Source organism: Acinetobacter higginsii (assembly GCF_000369845.1).
Taxonomy (GTDB): Bacteria; Pseudomonadota; Gammaproteobacteria; order Pseudomonadales; family Moraxellaceae; genus Acinetobacter; species Acinetobacter higginsii.
This window is the reverse complement of the sequence record NZ_KB850214.1, coordinates 112,374-132,068: the sequence shown is the minus strand read 5'-3', so window position 1 is coordinate 132,068 and position 19,695 is coordinate 112,374. Positions and strand designations below refer to the sequence as shown.

General features: G+C 42.5%; 18 protein-coding genes. 12 read left to right on the top strand and 6 right to left on the bottom strand.

Going from position 1 to position 19,695, the window contains the following annotated elements; translation table 11 throughout:
* Positions 1 to 33: 33 nt before the first annotated feature.
* The 6 genes from F885_RS11755 to paaZ all read right to left on the bottom strand — a co-directional run bounded on the left by F885_RS11755 (position 34) and on the right by paaZ (position 8,498).
* Positions 34 to 1,233, bottom strand: a complete 1,200-nt coding sequence (locus F885_RS11755; protein WP_005315742.1) for an acyl-CoA dehydrogenase family protein — start codon at positions 1,231 to 1,233, stop codon at positions 34 to 36.
* A 22-nt stretch (positions 1,234 to 1,255) separates the two neighbouring features.
* Positions 1,256 to 2,542 (bottom strand): acyl-CoA dehydrogenase family protein, encoded by a 1,287-nt coding sequence (locus F885_RS11760; protein ID WP_171068202.1) that lies wholly within the window; start codon positions 2,540 to 2,542, stop codon positions 1,256 to 1,258.
* Between the two features lie 276 nt (positions 2,543 to 2,818).
* A complete protein-coding gene (locus tag F885_RS11765) occupies positions 2,819 to 4,087 on the bottom strand; it encodes an OprD family outer membrane porin (RefSeq protein ID WP_005315737.1) in 1,269 nt (422 codons plus the stop codon).
* 103 nt (positions 4,088 to 4,190) lie between these two features.
* Positions 4,191 to 5,603 (bottom strand): spinster family MFS transporter, encoded by a 1,413-nt coding sequence (locus F885_RS11770; RefSeq protein WP_005315734.1) that lies wholly within the window; start codon positions 5,601 to 5,603, stop codon positions 4,191 to 4,193.
* A 414-nt stretch (positions 5,604 to 6,017) separates the two neighbouring features.
* Positions 6,018 to 6,308 carry a DUF1330 domain-containing protein gene (locus tag F885_RS11775; RefSeq protein ID WP_005315731.1) on the bottom strand — a complete coding sequence of 97 codons (291 nt, stop codon included), beginning with the start codon at positions 6,306 to 6,308 and terminating at the stop codon, positions 6,018 to 6,020.
* An 87-nt stretch (positions 6,309 to 6,395) separates the two neighbouring features.
* Positions 6,396 to 8,498, bottom strand: coding sequence for a phenylacetic acid degradation bifunctional protein PaaZ (paaZ, locus tag F885_RS11780; protein WP_005315728.1), 2,103 nt, complete (start codon positions 8,496 to 8,498; stop codon positions 6,396 to 6,398).
* Between the two features lie 266 nt (positions 8,499 to 8,764).
* Here paaZ and paaA point away from each other — a divergent pair, with 266 nt between their 5' ends.
* The 12 genes from paaA (at position 8,765) to F885_RS11840 (ending at position 19,688) form a co-directional block, all read left to right on the top strand.
* Positions 8,765 to 9,703: a 1,2-phenylacetyl-CoA epoxidase subunit PaaA gene (gene paaA, locus F885_RS11785; RefSeq protein ID WP_005315726.1), complete on the top strand. Its 939-nt coding sequence runs from the start codon at positions 8,765 to 8,767 to the stop codon at positions 9,701 to 9,703.
* 33 nt (positions 9,704 to 9,736) lie between these two features.
* Entirely contained in the window at positions 9,737 to 10,027 is a 291-nt protein-coding gene (gene paaB, locus F885_RS11790; protein WP_004807366.1) for a 1,2-phenylacetyl-CoA epoxidase subunit PaaB, read from the top strand.
* A gap of 12 nt (positions 10,028 to 10,039) precedes the next feature.
* Positions 10,040 to 10,795, top strand: a complete 756-nt coding sequence (gene paaC / locus F885_RS11795; protein WP_005315725.1) for a 1,2-phenylacetyl-CoA epoxidase subunit PaaC — start codon at positions 10,040 to 10,042, stop codon at positions 10,793 to 10,795.
* Positions 10,796 to 10,811: 16 nt separating this feature from the next.
* Positions 10,812 to 11,312 (top strand): 1,2-phenylacetyl-CoA epoxidase subunit PaaD, encoded by a 501-nt coding sequence (paaD, locus tag F885_RS11800; protein WP_004653335.1) that lies wholly within the window; start codon positions 10,812 to 10,814, stop codon positions 11,310 to 11,312.
* Positions 11,313 to 11,335: 23 nt separating this feature from the next.
* Positions 11,336 to 12,397, top strand: coding sequence for a 2Fe-2S iron-sulfur cluster-binding protein (locus F885_RS11805; protein ID WP_005315724.1), 1,062 nt, complete (start codon positions 11,336 to 11,338; stop codon positions 12,395 to 12,397).
* Positions 12,398 to 12,410: 13 nt separating this feature from the next.
* Positions 12,411 to 13,184 carry an enoyl-CoA hydratase-related protein gene (locus tag F885_RS11810; protein ID WP_005315722.1) on the top strand — a complete coding sequence of 258 codons (774 nt, stop codon included), beginning with the start codon at positions 12,411 to 12,413 and terminating at the stop codon, positions 13,182 to 13,184.
* Positions 13,184 to 13,975, top strand: coding sequence for a 2-(1,2-epoxy-1,2-dihydrophenyl)acetyl-CoA isomerase PaaG (paaG, locus tag F885_RS11815; protein ID WP_005315719.1), 792 nt, complete (start codon positions 13,184 to 13,186; stop codon positions 13,973 to 13,975). Before F885_RS11810 ends, paaG begins: the two co-directional genes overlap by 1 nt.
* Before the next feature lie 2 nt (positions 13,976 to 13,977).
* Positions 13,978 to 15,516, top strand: a complete 1,539-nt coding sequence (locus F885_RS11820) for a 3-hydroxyacyl-CoA dehydrogenase (protein WP_005315717.1) — start codon at positions 13,978 to 13,980, stop codon at positions 15,514 to 15,516.
* 12 nt (positions 15,517 to 15,528) lie between these two features.
* Entirely contained in the window at positions 15,529 to 16,740 is a 1,212-nt protein-coding gene (gene pcaF, locus F885_RS11825; protein ID WP_005315715.1) for a 3-oxoadipyl-CoA thiolase, read from the top strand.
* Positions 16,741 to 16,787: 47 nt separating this feature from the next.
* Complete coding sequence (gene paaK / locus F885_RS11830) at positions 16,788 to 18,077, top strand: phenylacetate--CoA ligase PaaK (protein ID WP_005315713.1); 1,290 nt, start codon at positions 16,788 to 16,790, stop codon at positions 18,075 to 18,077.
* Between the two features lie 62 nt (positions 18,078 to 18,139).
* Entirely contained in the window at positions 18,140 to 19,099 is a 960-nt protein-coding gene (locus tag F885_RS11835; protein WP_004807343.1) for a PaaX family transcriptional regulator, read from the top strand.
* Complete coding sequence (locus tag F885_RS11840; protein WP_005315711.1) at positions 19,086 to 19,688, top strand: hypothetical protein; 603 nt, start codon at positions 19,086 to 19,088, stop codon at positions 19,686 to 19,688. Before F885_RS11835 ends, F885_RS11840 begins: the two co-directional genes overlap by 14 nt.
* The last annotated feature ends 7 nt before the right edge of the window (positions 19,689 to 19,695 follow it).

Sequence of the window (19,695 nt, the reverse complement as noted above, 5' to 3'; positions counted from 1 at the left end):
GAAAACGTCCTTTTTATTTGACTTATCAATTTTTTACTTTAACTCACTTGATGATTTACCTAATTCACGGCGAGCAATGATCAATTGTTGAATTTGTTGGGTGCCTTCAAAAATATCCAGAATTTTTGAGTCACGTGCCCATTTTTCCAATAATTCATCTTCACTATAGCCAACACTTGCCGCTAGCTCGACACATTTGAGTGTGATCTCATTGCATACACGACCCGCTTTTGCCTTAGCAATTGAAGCTTCTTTAGAGTTTGGCTTTTTATTGTCTGCCATCCAAGTTGCTTTGATCGTTAACAAGCGGGCAGCTTCCCATTCAGCTTCCATACGGTAAATCTGTGAGGCAAGGTTTGAGGTCTGCAAATACGGCGTTTTGTAGTCTGCATCAAGCTGATCTTTAAAGATTTCTTTGATACGTTCCAAAGAGGCTTTAGCACAACCAATGGCCATTGCTGCAACCAGTGGGCGGGTATTATCAAAAGTTTCCATCACGCCTGCAAAGCCTTTGGCAACATCGATCTCTGCATTACCCAATAAATTGGCAGCAGGAACGCGGCAATCGATAAAGCTAATTACGGCAGTATCCGAGGCTTTAATTCCCAGTTTGTGTTCAAGACGTTCGACTTTCATTCCTGCTGTACCTTTTGGCACAACAAAAGACTTGATTGCAGCACGACCTAGTTTTTTATCCAAAGTTGCCCAAACTACCACAGAGTCTGCACGCTCACCTGAAGTGACAAAGATTTTCTCACCGTTGAGGATGTATTCATCGCCATCTTTAGTGGCGGTGGTGCGAATTGCCGCAGAATCAGAGCCACAACCAGGCTCGGTAATTGCCATGGCAGCCCATGTATTTTTAAAACGCTCTAGTTGTTCATCATTGGCAACCGCAGCAATCGCTGAATTTCCTAAACCTTGGCGCGGCATAGTAAGTAACAGGCCTGTATCGCCATAGCACATTTCAATCACACCCAGTGCGGTTGACATATTATTGCCATTTTTATTGCCAGATTCAGTTTCACCTCGTTTGCCCACTGCTGCACCAGCATTAATACCTTCACCGCCTTCGTTCATACCATCAATCAAAGAAGCAAGCATATCGAGTTCTTTTGGATAGGCATGTTCGGCTTTATCATATTTGCGTGAGATTGGGCGTAGTACATTCAATGCAACTTCATGTGCTTGATCGACCATCATTTTGAATTTTTTAGGACTTTGTAAGTTCATTGTATTCTCCTAGGGTCGTCAATTAAGCATGTAAGCCAGAATGTAAAACAGCAGTTGCACGTAGATCGCGGTACCAGCGCTCAACAGGATGTTCTTTGGTAAAGCCATGACCACCTAAGATCTGCACACCATCTGTACCGATTTTCATTGATTTTTCTGCACAGAGCAGGCGGGCTAAATAGGCTTCTCGATGAAACGGTTTGCCTACTTCTGCCAAGCTTGCTGCATTTAACACCAACATACGCATGGCATCGATTTCAATGGCCATATCCGCAATCATAAAGGCGACACTTTGACGGTGCGAGATTGGTTCACCAAAGGCAGTACGTTCATTGGCATATTTGATACAGTAGGCTTTGATGGCTTCGCAGGTCCCAACAGCCATGGCACACCACATCAGATTGCCAAGATCAACAAATGCAGTGTAATCAAAATCGCTGTCACCTAAACGTAAAGCGGGGGTCTGATTGAATTGCAGTGTTGCGGTTTCTGCAGCCTTTAATCCCATTGCAGGGTTGGCTTTAATGGAGATACTTTCATTGCATTGCACCACGAAAATATCAGGCTGGCCATTAAACTCTGCACTCACAAGGAATACATCCGCAGTATCACCTAGAACCACTAAGGTTTTTTCACCGGTGATATAGAATTGTCCATTGGTTTCAGTTGCTGTAGTTTTTAACTGGAATGGATTGAAGGCAGGTGTTGCTTCCTGAAAGGCAAAGCTTGCGGTGACATCGGTATCCTCCGCAAACACAGGTAAATACATCGATTGGACTTGGGTTGAACCCCAACGCGTAATCGCATTAATTACACTGAAACTGCTCAGTAGGCCAGCGGTTAAACTAAAATCGCCCTTGGCAAGACTTTCGGCAATCAAGATATTACTGACAATATTTTGTTCGGCTGCAACACCACCTAAAGCTTCTGGTAAAGCGTAATAATTCAAGCCTAAATCGACTAGGTGCTGCCAAAGTTGTTCTGGAAACTGGGCATTATGGTCTGCATCATGCGCCAAAGCATATAAAACTTCTTCAGCAAATTGTGACATCGCGTCAACGGTCATTTGTTGTTCTTCAGTCAGACTGAGATCAAACAGATTTTTATTGACCTGATTTGGGAGACGTTGTTTATCGATCGCTTGTGGCTTAAATGCTTTTTGTGTTTTTGTAAGCACTTTAAAGCCGGTTTTTGAACCTTGATATAATGATTTCTCTACAAATTTTCTTAATTTGAGTTGATCAAGTACTTCGCTTCCTGCGATTTTTGTGATCAAAGATAGCCCAAATCCCTGAGCTTTATTCATCATATTCGACATGGTTTTATCCTAGAGGATGGTTGTAAAATTATGCTGACATGCTCCAATGAAAAAGACTATGTCTTGTTTGACATGCCGATTGGAGAAAGATAAAGGGTAATTTGACTAACTATACTATATTATCAATTTGTTTTTTAATGACTTTTAAAAAATAACAAAAAATGAAATTAAAAAAAATTGACCAAACTGACAGAGTGCTGATGGTATTGAATCGTTGTATGATCACTGGGTCATATCGGAATGACTGCCAGTGATCATAGTTTCATCTTAGAAGCGTTTACTATAGTTCACGAATAAACGGTCCTCGCCAAAGTCATTACCGTGTTTCACATCATAGTCAATGCGGATGTATTGCAGTGCAAAGCCTTTGAGATAGGGTTGTTGAAAGGCGTAATTCAGAATGAGATTGGATTCAGTCTCATGATTTTTCTCACCATTGGCTGCTTTAAAATCATGACCATAAACATATTTCACCATCGCATTTAGCCCAGGCACATAGTCCTTAAAATCATAGCCATACATCAGGTGATAAGACTTTTCATTCTTTTTAAAGAAGCCTGTAGCATTCCAGTTAATAAAATAGGTTTCAGGTAGAAAACCGTCAGGTAGCGGATAAGCGGACTCACCCATAATCTGCTGATAACCTAAACCAAAGGATTGATTTTTAACTTTGAGCATTTCCAGAATTCCAATATTTTGGGCATCAATATCAAAGTTATTGCTATCATTTTTGGCATTGAAATACTTGAACTTGGAGTTAAGGCTGAAATTTGGTTGCTTCCATGTGTGGTCTAAGCCTAGATAGTGCTTGTTGTATAAGTCTTCTAAATTAGCAAAGTAATATTCTGCTTTAAGGGATGGGGTGAACTGATAGCGTAAATCCAGGTAATTTAAACCATCGGAATATTCGGTTTTGCCATTGGCAGTAAAGGAGAACTTGCGAAAATCTTCTTCATTGCGAGGAGATACTTTGGTTACTCGGCCTATTTCGGCATAGAGCTGATCAGAAAGTTGTGACTTTAAGTTAGCGCCCCAATAGGAAGCGAGTAACTGGCGGCTGTTGTCAACTGCGGTTACAGGTAGATCAAGCCACAGTTCACCAATACTTAACAAGGTTTTGTCATAACCAAGTTTAAGTGTTGCTCCATATTTTAAAAAGTCAGACGCTTGTGATTGAGTTTGTGTTTCAAATGGTAAGACGGTATCAGCTACATGCTTGTCTTTACTTAAACGCACTGCATATTGAACAGAAGCATCTGCACCAATCGTGATAGGCTTATCTGCGATTTGTAGCGGTGTGTCATGTAGTTGAGATGTATAAAATAACGAAGCTGCCTGTGACCAACTGCCTGTATCTTTAAGGTTTGGGTTGTCATAGTCGCGGTTGATATAGGCATTTTTCAGGGTAAATTTCCACTCTTCCTGAGTAGATTTGCCGTTTTCAGCTGCAACAACTATCGGGCTGGAGAATCCAAGCATGACGAATAAAATTGCTGCTCTTAAGTATAGCGGGTTAAATTTATGTACGTGATTCATAATCCATATCCAATTTTAGTACGCCATCCCTCGGCGCTATTATTTTAAAATTCAGATTGAGCACCTTCCTTCATACAACTTGAAGGAAGGGAGGTAACAATTTTTAGCCGAGTTGTTCGTGTTGGATACTTTCACGATAATATTTGCAGCCTTTGTAGAGCAGAAATACACCGAGTAAGCCTGCAACTGCATTTACAATTGAGATGGAGTTACCCACCATCAATGTATTTTGAAAATATTTATCCGTTAATAGCGCAACAGCGGTTGTGCCTACACCTAAAGCAATCAAATTTGAAACCAGTAGAAATTTCGCTGAGACCTGAGCACGTAATTGGTTTGGGGTAAGCATTTGAGTTGCAGCAGCCGATGCAGGAATTGGAAAGGTCGAGAAAAACATAGCCACAAAAATTAAGGCAAAGGATAAATACATATTATCGACTTGGGTAAACAGCACGCTTGGAATAATAAGTGCAGCACAGCCGATCATTCCTGCTCGAATCGCTGCATCGCTATAACCCTTTTTAGAGAAATGATCGATGAGCCATCCGCAAAATAGTGCTCCAGCCGTGTTTGCAACCAAAATAATACTGCCGAGGATATAGCCTGTTTGGCTGGCATCTAGGCCAAAGTGTCGCATGTAAAATGCAGGTGCCCATCCAAGCAGTGAATACAACATCATGGTATAGAACGAGAAACCAATAAAGTGACAAAAGAAGGTCTTTTTATGGGTTTTGATAAAGGCAATAGAGTTTTTAAATGATGCTTGGATTACCTGCCCATTTTGATCAACTTTTAAGCCTTTTCGTGTCGGTTCTTTTACCGTTAAAATCATAACTAAAGCGAGTAAAACGCCTGGAAGCCCGACAATAAAGAAAGTGAGTTGCCATGTTTTTAATTGACCAATGACTGGCAGGACGACTGAATCAACATTTTTTAAAAGACTAATCACATAACCGCCAATTAAAAAAGCCAAACCAGAGCCAATAAAAGCACCAATCGCATATAGCCCTAACGCACGGCCTAGTTTCTCTTTGGGGAATAAATCGGTCACGATGGAGTAAAAAGCGGGGGATAATGCAGCTTCACCAGCACCTACACCTAATCGTGCGAGAAACATCTGAGCAAAATTTTTACTTAAGCCACATGCGGCTGTTGCTAAGCTCCAGAATGCAATGCCAATCGAAATAATCTTAATCCGTGATTTCTTATCAGCGAGTGCGGCAATCGGGATGCCCATAAAGGCATAGAACAAAGAAAAAGCCAAACCTTGCAATAGACTAAATTGAGTGTCAGACAGCATTAGGTCATGTTTAATTGGTTCGATCATCAAGGATAAAATTTGACGATCTACAAACGAAAGAATATAAGCCAGCATACAAATCACGACGACATACCATTGGTAGCCATAATGTTCGCGTTCTGAATGCGGCTCTGGATGTATATGAATCACTTGTTCAGGCGATAGCTCTGCCTTTTGCTCATTCCTGAGCATACTTTCTGGGTGGTTATCATTCATTCTGCATCTTCCTATGATGACTGTGGATTAAATGATACTAAATAAATTTTATTTTTATAATTTAGTGTTATTTTTAGTCTATTTTATTTTGTGGATTTGATTCAATAGTTATTCTTAAATAAAGCTTAATTTTTTTAATTTGATTGAAAAAATAAAATGTTTTTTACAAAAAATAAGAAATCTATATTTGAAATTGTTTTTGTTTTTATATTTTTGTCATTGAATATATTAAAATTATTTTATTGAATTTTCATTTTTTTATAAAATGTAAATAAACATTGCATTGTCTGTAAGAGATTTTTAATTTAAAAATGTATAGGCGTGACTATTTATATTATTGTTAAAATAATTTTTTAAGTGATTCTTAAATTATATAAGTTATAAAAATATGTAATTTAATGTCGTTTGAATTTTCTAGTCTAACCCTTCTGTCAGAATGACCATATATTCACCTGCCAAATCACGATGCTTTTTGGCTTGTTGATAGGCATCACTGTGATACCAATTCTGTGCTTCCTGCATACTGCTAAATTTAATGATGGCAACGCCGTCGCTTTCGATATTTTCCAAAGCAATCGACTGACCATAAAACACAATGGGTTCAGCTGAAAAACCTTGGCTCGCTTGGCGTGCCAAAGTGGTGTAGGTTTTCATTTCAGTTTGGTTTTTTAATTGCGTACGAATCAGAATGATATAGGCACTCATGGCTTTTCCTGAATTGAATTTATTTTTAACTGGCCAAATTTTCAAGGCATTGATGGATACCTGATTGTATCCATCAATGCACTCACTTTATGCTGCGCGGGCAACCAAAGTTAAAATATCATAGGTTGCGACCAGTTCATCACGCTGATTTTTGACTTTGATATCCCAAACCACGACCCCATGTTCAGGCTGAGAAGGATCTTTTTGTGGTTTTGGTGTTTTCTGCTTGCAAGTGAGTTCAACACGAATCGAATCACCAATTTTCACAGGCTCAACAAAACGTAAATTATCCATACCATAGTTGGCAATCACAGGGCCTTGAGCGGCATCGACAAATAAACCTGCTGCTGCTGAAACGATGAAATAACCATGTGCCACACGCTCACCGAAGAAAGAATCAGCGGCAGCGATTTTGTCGGTATGGGCATAGAAATAGTCACCACTTAAGCAGGCAAAATTGACAATATCGGCTTCGGTCACGGTACGACGTGCAGTCAATAAACGCTCACCAATCACTAATTCATCAAATGATTTTTTAAATGGATGGACGCGGTCTTGATTGATGTTTGAACCTGCGGTCCATGAATGGGTAATTTGAGTCAAACTATTTGGTGAACCTTGAATCGCAGTCCGTTGCATATAGTGTTTGACTGCGCGAATGCCACCCAGTTCTTCACCGCCACCGGCACGGCCTGGGCCGCCGTGAACGAGATGTGGCAGTGGTGAACCATGACCTGTACTTTCTTTGGCTGATTCTTCATCCAGAATATGAACACGACCATGCCATGGCGCAATTTTTTGAATGATCAGTTCGATATTCTCATCACTGTTCTTTATCACAGAGGCGACCAGACTGCCTTCACCACGAGCCACAAGATCGGCAAGTTCGTCTATTGATTGATACGGCATCAAGGTACACACAGGACCAAAGGCTTCAGTGGTATGTACCAAGTTTGCTTGTAGTGGTTGCTCACACAGTAACAAGGTCGGTGGGAAGAATGCACCTTTCTCAGGATGGTCAGCATTGATTTTAAATGTTATCTCGTCACCAAATACAATTTTGGCTTCTTTCGCCAGTTCAGCAACTTTAGCTGCCACATCCAGTTTTTGTTTAGGGCTGGCGAGTGCACCCATGGTGGTATCTTGTTTTTGTGGATCACCAACCACGACTTTTGCCAGTTTAGCGCTCAGTTTTTGTTGGACTTGTTCAAGAAGTGCTTGCGGTACAAAGGCACGACGAATCGCGGTACATTTTTGTCCTGCTTTGGTGGTCATTTCACGAAACACTTCACGTACAAACAGATCAATCGTGGCTTCATTTGCCGATGGGCTGAGAATCGCACTGTTTACTGAATCTGCTTCCATGCTGAATGGAATTGAATATTTGTTCAGATGGTGATGGTTGCGAAGCTTTTGCCCAGTATAGGCTGAGCCTGTAAAGGTCACGCTGTCTTGAGGACCCAAGTAATCAAACAAATCATCAATTTGTCCGCAAATCAGTTGTAGAGAACCTTTTGGTAGGATTCCAGTCGAGATAATGCCTTCAACCACGGCTTGAGTCAGTTGAGCACCATCAGTGGCTGGCTTGACGATACAAGGCACACCCGCCAATAACGTCGGTGCAATTTTTTCCAGCATGCCCCAAATTGGGAAGTTAAAGGCATTAATGTGTACAGCCACACCCGCTTTCGGACTGAGAATATGCTTGGCCCCAAATGTGCCATTTTTAGAGAGCTGAATCCAGCTATCCTCAGTGATGATTTTTTCATCATTGAGCTCACGACGTACCAGACTTGAATAAGCAAATAAGGTTTGAACACCGCCTTCGATATCAATCCATGCATCTTTTCGTGTTGCACCAGTGGCATAGGCAAGCGCATAGAACTGTTCTTTTTGTTCCAGTAAGTGTTGAGCGATTTGTTTTAAGGCATTGGCACGTTGATGAAAAGTCCAGTTTGCCAGCTCGGTACCATTCTTCTTGGCATACTTAACCACCTGTTGCATGTCGATGCCGTGACTGCTGACAGTATAGATTGGCTCGCCAGTAATGGCATGCATAACGCTACGTAAATCTTGATGGCTTGAGTGCCACGTTCCATAGACATAAGAAGGCAGTTGTGTCAGCTGCTGAGTCGGGTTTTGGTATGTAGTGTCCTGTGCTGTTTCTTCACGTTGTGCTTGTTCAAGCATGATCAAACTCCATTTTTATGTGATACATCAATTATAAAAATACTTAAAATATGATTCATAATTTCATCCTGATTGGGCTAAAAGTCAATCTAAATTTGTTTTAAAAATCCAAATTAATTTTTATTTATTTTATTAAATATAATTAAAACAATTATTTAATCTGAGATTGTTGGTTGATTTTAATTTGATACAAAAATATTGATTGACTTTATTTTTTGTGTATCGAAAAATAGATTCATGGACGGAGTTCTCAAGGGAATCTACAAATGGAAAATAAGTATCAGAAATTTGAGCACAATATCGCCAATGACATCACCATCGAAGCCAAAGATGAAATGCCGGAAGCGTATCGCAAAACCTTGATTCGTCAGATTGGGCAACATGGTCATTCAGAAATTGTCGGTATGCTGCCAGAAGGCAACTGGATTACCCGTGCACCGACCTTGAAGCGCAAAGCCGTGCTATTGGCAAAAGTTCAGGATGAGGCAGGGCATGGTCTCTATCTTTACAGTGCCGCAGAAACCTTGGGTGCGGACCGTGATGAGATGATGGAAAAATTGATTGATGGAAAAATGAAATATTCATCCATCTTCAATTATCCAACCATTAGTTGGGCTGATGTCGCGGCGATTGGCTGGCTGGTTGATGGTGCTGCGATTGTGAATCAAGTGGCTTTATGCCGTACCTCTTATGGTCCTTATGCACGTGCCATGGTACGGATTTGCAAAGAAGAAAGTTTCCATCAACGTCAAGGTTTTGAAGCCATGATGACATTGGCGGCTGGTTCACCCGAACAAAAACAAATGGCGCAAGATGCGGTGAATCGTTTTTGGTGGCCTGCATTGATGATGTTTGGCCCAAGTGATGATCATTCTCCTAATAGTGCACAAAGCATGGCATGGGGAATCAAACGCTTTAGTAATGATGAATTGCGTCAAAAGTTTGTCGATAACACTGTGCCACAGGTGTTGCAGCTTGGTTTAACTGTACCAGATGCTGATTTGCAGTGGAATGAGGCAACAGGTCATTACAGCTATGGCGAAATTGACTGGCAAGAATTTAATGAGGTGATAGCGGGTCGCGGGCCTTGTAATCATGAACGGATCGAAGCACGTCGTAAGGCTTGGGAAAATGGCAAGTGGGTACGTGATGCCGCTGTGGCGTATGCCAAAAAGCAGCAAGCCCAAGCCGATAAAGTTGCTTAAGCAAAATTTACGGAAAAATTTGAGGATAATGCAATGGAAAATAACAACAACTGGTCGCTTTATGAAGTGTTTGTGCGCAGTAAACAAGGTTTAAGCCACCGTCATGTCGGCAGTTTAAGAGCACCTGATGATGAAATTGCGCTGCAACACGCACGTGATGTCTATACCCGCCGTAATGAAGGCATCAGCATCTGGGTGGTTCGTTCAGAATTGATCAAATCATCACAGCCTGATGAAAAAGCGGAGTTTTTTGAACCTGCATTGGACAAAGTCTATCGTCATCCGACTTTCTATCATATCCCTGATGGCATTGAGCACATGTAAGGGAGTATGCAAATGAATAATATCGCTTTGTCTAAGTTCTTATTACATATCGGTGATAGCCAGCTGGTATTGGCGCAACGTTTGGCTGAATGGTGTGGTCATGCGCCAGAGCTGGAAATTGATATTGCTTTGGCCAATATTGGTCTGGATTTACTGGGGCAATCCCGAAATTTCCTGACTTTGGCAGGACAATACGAAGCTGAAAAACGTGATGAAGATCAACTGGCTTATTTCCGCAATGAACGTGAGTTTTTCAATTTATTGCTATGTGAACAACCGAATGCTGATTTTGCACAGACTATTGTGCGTCAGTGGTTGATGGATCATTACCATGTGTTGTTATTAACCGCTTTAACTCAATCAGCAACGCCAGAAGTCGCTGCATTGGCGGTGAAATCTTTAAAAGAAGCCAAGTACCATATTCGTTTCTCCACCAGCTGGATGGAGCGTTTAAGCCTGAGTACAACCGAAGCGCATCAACGTGTGCAGCAGGCGTTGGACAGTTTATGGCGTTTTAGTGCTGAACTGTTCGAATTGACTGCCGAAGAACAGACATTGGTTGAGCAAGGCATCATTGCTGATTTTTCGACTGAAAAGGCGCAATGGGAGCAAACCGTTACTGCGGAGCTGAAGCGCTTTGAGCTGAGCATTCCTGTGAATGGTGCTTACCGTCGTGGGGCCAAACAAGGCTTGCATACCGAACATTTAGGATATTTGTTGGCTGAAATGCAATCCATTCAGCGTAGTTATCCTGAGATGACTTGGTAACACAAGGAGTGTAGCCATGCAAATGATTCGCCATTGTATTGACCAATGCTGGGATGTTCTACAGAAAGTCAGTGATCCAGAAATTCCTGTATTGTCCGTTGTGGATCTGGGCATGATTCGCGGTGTTGAGTTGAATGAACAACAAGAAATTATTGTTCGATTGACCCCGACCTATAGCGGTTGTCCAGCGACTGACTTATTAAAAACACAGATTGTCGAAGCATTGGCAGCGGAAGATCTAATTCCGGCAAAAGTCATGATTGATTTATCTGAAGCATGGACCACGGACTGGATGTCGGATGCAGGTAAGCAGAAATTGCAAGCCTATGGGATTGCGCCACCAGAAGGGACTGCACAGCTATGCGGAACGCATGTGCATCTGAGTGATGGTGTGGTGTGTCCGCACTGTAAAAGCCGTGACACTCGATTGCTGACCGAGTTTAGTTCGACTGCCTGCAAAGCGCTGTACAAATGTCGGGACTGCCTTGAACCCTTTGATTATTTTAAATGTATTTAAAGCCTTGGATAAGGAAATCAGCCATGAGCCAATTTATTCCATTAAAAGTAAAAACAATTACACCTCAGACCGATCAGGCGATCTGTATTGCTTTTGATCTAGTGCCTGAACAACAGCAACAGTTCCAATTTCAGCCAGGCCAGCATCTGACGATTCGCCATTTAACCGAAGCGGGTGAAATTCGCCGTTGTTATTCGATCTGTAGTTATGCACCAAAAGAAGATATCAGTATTGCGGTGAAAAAGATTGATCAGGGCCAATTTTCCCATTGGGCTAATGAACATTTAAAGGTTGGTGATGTACTGGACGTGATGCCACCACAGGGCGTGTTTTTTCAGAAAGCAGCCAGAACAGGTGGGCAAGCTTATTTAGGTATTGCTGCTGGAAGTGGCATCACCCCGATTCTTTCCATCATAAAACAGGTGTTGTTTGAGCAAAACTCGGCAAATTTTACTTTGTTGTATGGCAATCGTTCTTGGAAACAAACCATGTTTTCCGAGCAGATTATGGATTTAAAAGACCAGTTTAAAGAACGCTTTCAGCTCATCAATATTTTCTCACGCGAATTCAATGACAGTGAGTTATTGAATGGTCGTATTGATGAGAACAAGCTGAAGCAATTATTTGAACATGAGCTATTAGAACCCAACTTTGACCATGTATTTGCCTGCGGTCCAGATGAAATGATGGACACCGTTGAACGCCTGTTTCCTGTGTATGGTTTGACTAAAGATAAGATTCATACCGAACGTTTTAACACGGGACATGTGCGTAAACGTTCAGCGGAAAGCGATGCCAACCGTAAAGAAGAAAAAGTCAATATTGTGTTGGATGGGCGAGAGTTGATCGTTGCTGTGGGACAAGAGGATGAAAGTATTCTGGATGCTGCTTTACGTGCAGGCGCAGATTTGCCTTATGCCTGTAAAGGTGGTGTCTGTGCCACTTGTCGCTGCAAGGTGCTTTCAGGTGAAGTGGATATGTTCCTGAACTATAGCCTTGAAGATGATGAGGTGGAAAAAGGTTATGTGCTGAGCTGCCAGACTTTACCGAAAGGCGCAAATGTGCGTTTGAGTTTTGATGAGTAGAGGTGAGATAGCCATGCAAACCTTGATTCAGGTTGAAACGCCAATAGATGGGGTCATGCTACTCAGCTTAAACCGTCCAGAGAAACGTAATGCTTTAAATAATGCCACTTTACAGTGTCTATCTGATCTGCTGGAACAAGCAGAACAGAATCCTGCCGTGAAAGCGGTTGTGCTGACAGGCAATCGCAATTGCTTTGCTGCGGGTGCAGATCTAAGCGAATTGGCAGAAATGGATGCCGTGGCCTTACAGCTCGATGTCCGTCCAAAGCTATGGCAGAAGATCGACGGTTTTACTAAACCCATTATTGCAGCAGTGAATGGTTATGCATTGGGGGCAGGTTTTGAGCTGGTGTTGCATTCAGACATGGTGATTTGTGGTGACAATGCCAAATTTGCCTTGCCTGAGATTGGTCTAGGTATGTTACCTGGTGCGGGTGGTACCCAACGTCTGGCACGTCTGGTGGGCCAGCAATTGACCATGCGCTGGGCAATGACAGGGGAAATGATTTCAGCCAAGCAAGCGCAGCAATATGGGATTTGTAGTGAAGTGGTGCCAACAGCACTGACAGTGGAATATGCAGTCCAGTTGGCAAGCAAAATTGCCAAACAAGCGCCTTTGGCAATCCGAGTGATCAAACAATCAATCAAAAGTATTCATGAAACCACATTGAGTCAGGGACTGAAATTAGAACGACAAAATTTTGTCTGGTTGGCAGCAACCAAAGATCGAAACGAAGGCATTCATGCATTCTTTGAAAAAAGAAAACCAATCTTTAGAGGTGAGTGATGGACTATAAAAATATTATCGTGGAAGAAAAAAATGCGGTGGGTTATTTAACCTTTAATCGTCCCCAAGCATTGAATAGTTTCAATGTGGAGATGCACCGTGAGGTCGCTGAGGTTCTGAATCTTTGGAGCAAGAAACAAGAGGTTCGCTGCATCGTGATCAGTGGCGAAGGCCGTGGTTTCTGTGCAGGTCAAGATCTTGGAGACCGTGTGGTTGATCCAAATGCTGCGGCGCCTGATTTAGGTTACTCGATTGAAACTTACTATAACCCGTTGATTAGAACCATTGTGAATATGCCGAAGCCCGTGATTTGTGCGGTGAACGGAGTAGCTGCAGGCGCAGGTGCCAATATTGCCTTGGCCTGTGATCTGGTGATTGCAGCTAAATCTGCCAACTTTGTACAGGCCTTCTGTCGTTTAGGTTTAGTACCTGACTCAGGTGGAACTTGGTTCTTACCACGTGCTGTAGGTCATGCACGTGCCATGGGGCTGGCGTTACTGGGTGATAAATTGCCTGCTGAAACAGCCAAAGAATGGGGCATGATCTGGGATGTTGCTGAAGATAGCGAATTAAAAACCAAGGTCACAGAACTGGCTGAACGACTCGCCAAGCAACCGACTTTTGGCCTGTCGCTGATCAAAAAAGCCATGCATCAATCCAGTAACCATAGTTTTGACGAACAGATGCATTTAGAACGAGATTTTCAGCGTATTGCTGGGCGTTCGGAAGATTATCGTGAAGGCGTCCAAGCCTTTATGAATAAGCGTGAGCCAAATTTTCAGGGGCGCTAAGCATGATCAGTTTTGATTTATCCCATGCCCAAATTGCCGTGATTGGCTCGGGCACCATGGGAATTGGGATTGCCCAATTGGCAATGATCAATGGTCATTCTACGGTGCTCTATGATCTTGACCGTGAAAAGACCAAACAGGCCGTTGAAGGATTGTGCCAGACTTTTACCAAGTTGGTTGAAAAAGGCAAACTGACACAAGCGCAGATGGAGCAAGCCCTTTCACGTTTGAGCATTGCTGATGGTATAGACGATTTAGTTGATGTGAATTTGGTGATTGAGGCTGTGGTTGAAAAGCTGGAAGTGAAACAGGCTTTGTTTAAGCAGCTTGCCGCTATTTGTGCTGAACAAACCTTTTTTGCCACCAATACCTCATCTATTTCAGTGACTGCAATTGCATCTGCTATTCCACATCCTGAGCGTGTAGTTGGACTGCATTTCTTTAATCCTGCACCAGTGATGAAACTGGTGGAGATTGTACAAGGCTTAAAAACGCCAATTGATTTATGTCAGGTCTTAAAAGCCTTGATGCTGGCTTGGAACAAAATTCCTGTGTTAACCAAATCTACTCCAGGCTTTATCGTCAATCGTATTGCCCGTCCTTTTTATGCAGAAGCATTTCGTGCCTTGCAAGAACAGGTCACAACCTATGAGCAACTGGATTATGCCTTAAAGCAGTGTGGTGGTTTTGCGATGGGGCCGTGTGAGTTAACCGATTTAATCGGGCAAGATGTCAACTTCTCAGTCACCAAGAGTGTTTATGAAGCCTTCTTTTATGAGCCGCGTTATCGTCCAAGCCTGATTCAGAAAGAGTTGGTGGATGCGGGTACATGGGGGCGTAAGTCTAAACAAGGTTTTTACAGCTATGATGAAAAAAATCAGTATGTGACTTTTCAGCCTCAGCTTATTACTAAGTCGTCTTTTCATGCTGATGTTCAAGTCAAAGGTACATGGGCTCAATGTCCGCATGTATTAGAACGTCTGGGCCTAACTCATGCTTTAGCAAGCAATGAAAATATCATCCAAATTGATGATATTGATTTGCGTCTAAGTCAGGGAGAATCTGCCAATATCGATTATCCAAATTGTAAAACGGTATTGATGGATTGGCATCATCATTTTGAGCAGGCACAGGCGGTGGTTCTTAGTCATAACCACCTTTGCCAAGCTGAAGATCTGGCAAAAATCGAAGCATTTTTTGCTCAACAACAGATCAAGGTACTTTGGATTAGCGATCATCCCGCACTGTTAACTTTACGTACCATTGTCTTGTTGATCAATGAAGCCTGTGAGGTCAGTCTGCATGGGATTGCCACTATGGAAGATATTGATAATGCCATGAGATATGGTGTCAATTATCCTAAAGGGCCGTATCAATGGATGATGCAATTGGGCGCTGAATATGTTTTGGCAACGTTAAACAATTTATATGCCATCTATGGCGAAGAAAAATATCGTGCAAGTCTTTATCTCAAGCAATACGTGGCAAAGCAGCAAAGTGTGATTGCTGACGATTCAAAAAAATTAACAGAATGTGCATAAGCAGGAGCGATCATGGAAGACGTTTTAATTTGTGATTTTATTCGTACCCCAATTGGACGTTATGCAGGGTCATTGAGTTCGGTGCGTACTGATGATCTTGCGGCATTGCCAATCAAACATTTAAAAGAAAAACATGCGCATCTACCTTGGCAAGATTTAGATGAAGTCTATTTAGGCTGTGCCAATCAAGCGGGTGAAGATAACCGTAATGTGGCACGTATGGCAACCTTATTAGCGGGTTTACCTGAGGCAGTTCCTGCAATGACGGTGAACCGTTTATGTGCATCTGGTTTAGATGCTGTCGGATTGGCGGCACGTTCAATTAAGGCTGGCGAGTCACAATTTGTATTGGCTGGCGGGGTCGAGTCAATGAGTCGGGCACCCTTTGTTCAGGCCAAGCCAACAGAGGCATTTGGACGCAGTCCTGAAATATTTGATACCACGATTGGTTGGCGTTTCATCAATAAAAAAATGAAAGCTGACCATGGCACCGACAGCATGCCCGAAACAGCTGAAAATGTGGCTGAGAAATACCAGATTAGCCGACAAGATCAGGATACGTTTGCGATTCGTAGCCAACAAAAAGTGGCAGCGGCACAACAAGCAGGCTTTTTTGAGGGGGAAATTTTACCCGTTGAGCTAGTTGATCGTAAAAAGAATGTCACTGTCTTTTCACAGGATGAGCATCCACGTGCTGATACCAGTCTAGATAGCCTTGCAAAATTGAAAGCACCGTTCCGTAAAGAAGGTGGCTCGGTGACGGCGGGTAATGCTTCGGGAGTGAACGATGGTTCGGCTTGTGTGTTGCTGACCAATCGTCAGTTTGCAGATATCCATGGTTTAACCCCATTAGCACGTGTGGTGGCGATGGCCAGTGCTGGTGTTGAACCGAAATATATGGGTATTGGCCCAGTACCTGCGGTACAAAAACTATTAAAACAAACGGGCCTCAGTTTAGATCAAATGGATGTGATTGAGCTGAACGAAGCTTTTGCAGCACAGTCATTGGCCTGTATGCGTGAGTTAGGTCTCAAGGATGATGATGCTCGTGTCAACCCGAATGGTGGTGCAATTGCATTGGGTCATCCACTCGGGATGAGCGGGACACGTTTGGTGATGACTGCCACCAGAGAACTAAAAAGACGCCAAGGGAAATATGCACTGTGCACCATGTGTGTTGGTGTTGGGCAAGGTGTCGCCCTGATCTTAGAAAATTTAGCTTAAAGCAATTGAAACGGTTTGAATAATATAACGACATAGGAGAGACGGCAGTGGATAGCCTGATAACACAAGATGTAGAAAAAATGACGCTTGCGGAGTTACGAGTGCTACAAACCAAACGCTTAAAAGACACCTTGACATATGTTTATGCCAATAGCCCTGTCTATAAGAAAAAGTTTGACGATGCAGGTGTACATCCCGATGATTTCGTCAACTTGGATGATCTGGCCAAGTTTCCATTTACCACTAAACAGGATTTAAGAGATAACTATCCCTTTGGTATGTTTGCTGTGCCGCAGGAACAAATTGTTCGTTTACATGCTTCTTCAGGTACCACAGGGAAACCCACCGTAGTTGGATATACCCAAAAAGATATTCATACTTGGTCGGATATCGTAGCGCGTTGTTTACGTATGGCAGGTTTAAGCGCCAAAGATATGATTCAGGTTGCTTATGGTTATGGTCTGTTTACAGGCGGTTTAGGCGCACATTATGGCGCTGAACGCTTAGGTGCAACTGTGATTCCAATGTCAGGTGGGCAGACGGAAAAACAGGTGCAACTGATTCAGGATTTTAAACCGACGGCAATTATGGTGACGCCATCATATTGTGTCAGCATTATTGAAAAACTGGAGCAGCAATTAGGCAGTGCCCGTAATACCTCGTTAAAAGTCGGGATTTTTGGTGCTGAGCCTTGGACCAACGAGTTACGCCGTGAAATTGAAGAGCGTTTAAATATCAAAGCGCTGGATATTTATGGTTTATCGGAGATTATGGGGCCAGGGGTTGCGATGCAGTGTCTGGGCGAAGGTGAAGGCTTAACCATTTGGGAAGATCATTTTTATCCTGAGATCATCAATCCTGAAACAGGTGAAGTATGTAAAGATGGTGAATTGGGCGAACTGGTATTCACCACCATCACCAAAGAAGGTTTGCCGATTATCCGCTATCGTACCCGTGATTTAACCCGTTTATTGGCAGGTCAGAATCTGGCGATGCGTCGTATGGACAAGATTGTGGGGCGTAGTGACGACATGTTGATTATTCGCGGTGTCAATGTATTCCCGACACAGATCGAAGAACAGATTTTACAAGTGCCGAGTCTGGTACCGAATTATGAAATTCTGGTGGCAAAGAAAGGGCATATGGATACTTTGCATATCCGTACCGAAATGTGCCATAACTGTGACAAGCAGGCGCAGCAATTGGCTCAACAGTTGATGCAGCGGATTAAAACCATGATTGGGATTTCTGTTACGGTAGAAGTGGTGAATGAATTGACCTTGCCACGATCCGAAGGTAAAGCAAAACGCGTCATTGATATGCGTCAGATTGCTTAACATTATAACCATTCAGGGTATAGTATTCCCTATATCCTGAATCTAAATGCCAAGATAAAAGTATGAGTGTAAAGTTACAGCAAATTATTGATTCAATTATTCAGAATGAACCCTTAAGTGGTACCTCATTGATTTCGACTATTTTTGGCGATTCAGTGCTGCATCGAGGTGGAAATATCAGTCTTGCCAGCTTGATTCAGTTAATGGAGTTGTTTGATTTTAATGATCGTGCTGTACGAACTTCTGTTTTTCGTTTGGTTAAAAGTGATTGGCTTGGTTCAGATAAAATTGGCAGAACCAGTTTCTACCGCATTACCGATGCCAGTCGTTCCAAATATTTGCAGGCTGAGCAACGGATTTATAATGATCAGATGAAAGAGTGGGATCATTCTTGGGATCTGATTTTGATGTCGAGTCTGGATACAGACAATAAGGCATTTTTAAAGAAAGAACTGGAATGGTTGGGTTTTGCTAATATTTCTACCAATCTGATGGCTTATCCAGGTTCAAACCGCTTGCAGCTACAAAAGCTGTTGGTTGACTTAAATATGAGTGAACAGGTGGTAGTGTTTAAGGCCGAGACCTTACAGCTGTTTAATAACTCAACCGAAACGATTGGTCGTATGTTAGAAACCAATTGGCCGATTGATGAGTTACGTCAACGTTATCTGCAATTTCTGGATATGTTTCGAGAGATTGGCGTGATTTTGATGCAGGATGACGAAAGTATTGAACCGATTCAAGCCTTCCAGATTCGGACCTTATTGATTCATTACTATCGTCGTATTTTACTGAAAGATCCTGCATTGCCCTTGGAACTATTATCCGCGGATTGGCCTGCAGTCAATGCCCGCACATTATCCATGAACATCTACAAAAAAGTCTTTGAAGCGGCTGATGACTATTTCTTATCGGTTGCGGCAACATCGGAAGGGCCAATGCCAAATGCAACAGCACCTTTCTGGCGTCGTTTTGGCGGCTTAACCCAAAGTAATGAGAGATTGAGTCATGCCTTGCTATAGCATTGATGGGGTGATTCCTGTGGTTCACCCCAGTGCATTTGTTCATCCCACTGCGGTTTTAATTGGTGATGTGATTATTGAAGCTGGAGCTTATATTGGGCCATTTGCCTCATTGCGTGCGGATTTTGGCCGTATTCATATCAAAGCAAATGCCAATGTACAGGACAGTTGCATCATTCATGGCTTTCCGCAAAGTGTCACCCTTGTTGAAGAAATGGGACATATTGGTCATGCTGCGACTTTACATGGTTGCCGTATCGGTAAAAATGTGTTGATTGGTATGAATAGCGTCATTTTGGATTATGCCGAGATTGGTGAAAATAGCATAATTGGCGCAAATAGTTTGGTCAAAACCAAAGATCAAATTCCAGCCAATGTACTGGCAATGGGGAGCCCAGCAAAAGTTGTGCGAGATTTAACAGAACAAGAACGCGCATGGAAAATAAAGGGCACTCAAGAATATATTGAGCTTGCACAGCGTTGTTTAAACAGTATGACAGAAGTCCTGCCTTTGATTGAAAATTCACATGATCGTAAGACCTATCAAGATTTTCAGTCTGATCACCAAATCAAGCCAACAACGGCATAAATAGACC

What these genes read in the sequence shown, in the direction of transcription:
- F885_RS11755 (WP_005315742.1), bottom strand. Translation starts at nt 1,233, where the DNA reads ATGAACTTACAAAGTCCTAAAAAATTCAAAATGATGGTCGATCAAGCA.
- F885_RS11760 (WP_171068202.1), bottom strand. Translation starts at nt 2,542, where the DNA reads ATGATGAATAAAGCTCAGGGATTTGGGCTATCTTTGATCACAAAAATC.
- F885_RS11765 (WP_005315737.1), bottom strand. Translation starts at nt 4,087, where the DNA reads ATGAATCACGTACATAAATTTAACCCGCTATACTTAAGAGCAGCAATT.
- F885_RS11770 (WP_005315734.1), bottom strand. Translation starts at nt 5,603, where the DNA reads ATGAATGATAACCACCCAGAAAGTATGCTCAGGAATGAGCAAAAGGCA.
- F885_RS11775 (WP_005315731.1), bottom strand. Translation starts at nt 6,308, where the DNA reads ATGAGTGCCTATATCATTCTGATTCGTACGCAATTAAAAAACCAAACT.
- paaZ (WP_005315728.1), bottom strand. Translation starts at nt 8,498, where the DNA reads ATGCTTGAACAAGCACAACGTGAAGAAACAGCACAGGACACTACATAC.
- paaA (WP_005315726.1), top strand. Translation starts at nt 8,765, where the DNA reads ATGGAAAATAAGTATCAGAAATTTGAGCACAATATCGCCAATGACATC.
- paaB (WP_004807366.1), top strand. Translation starts at nt 9,737, where the DNA reads ATGGAAAATAACAACAACTGGTCGCTTTATGAAGTGTTTGTGCGCAGT.
- paaC (WP_005315725.1), top strand. Translation starts at nt 10,040, where the DNA reads ATGAATAATATCGCTTTGTCTAAGTTCTTATTACATATCGGTGATAGC.
- paaD (WP_004653335.1), top strand. Translation starts at nt 10,812, where the DNA reads ATGCAAATGATTCGCCATTGTATTGACCAATGCTGGGATGTTCTACAG.
- F885_RS11805 (WP_005315724.1), top strand. Translation starts at nt 11,336, where the DNA reads ATGAGCCAATTTATTCCATTAAAAGTAAAAACAATTACACCTCAGACC.
- F885_RS11810 (WP_005315722.1), top strand. Translation starts at nt 12,411, where the DNA reads ATGCAAACCTTGATTCAGGTTGAAACGCCAATAGATGGGGTCATGCTA.
- paaG (WP_005315719.1), top strand. Translation starts at nt 13,184, where the DNA reads ATGGACTATAAAAATATTATCGTGGAAGAAAAAAATGCGGTGGGTTAT.
- F885_RS11820 (WP_005315717.1), top strand. Translation starts at nt 13,978, where the DNA reads ATGATCAGTTTTGATTTATCCCATGCCCAAATTGCCGTGATTGGCTCG.
- pcaF (WP_005315715.1), top strand. Translation starts at nt 15,529, where the DNA reads ATGGAAGACGTTTTAATTTGTGATTTTATTCGTACCCCAATTGGACGT.
- F885_RS11835 (WP_004807343.1), top strand. Translation starts at nt 18,140, where the DNA reads ATGAGTGTAAAGTTACAGCAAATTATTGATTCAATTATTCAGAATGAA.
- F885_RS11840 (WP_005315711.1), top strand. Translation starts at nt 19,086, where the DNA reads ATGCCTTGCTATAGCATTGATGGGGTGATTCCTGTGGTTCACCCCAGT.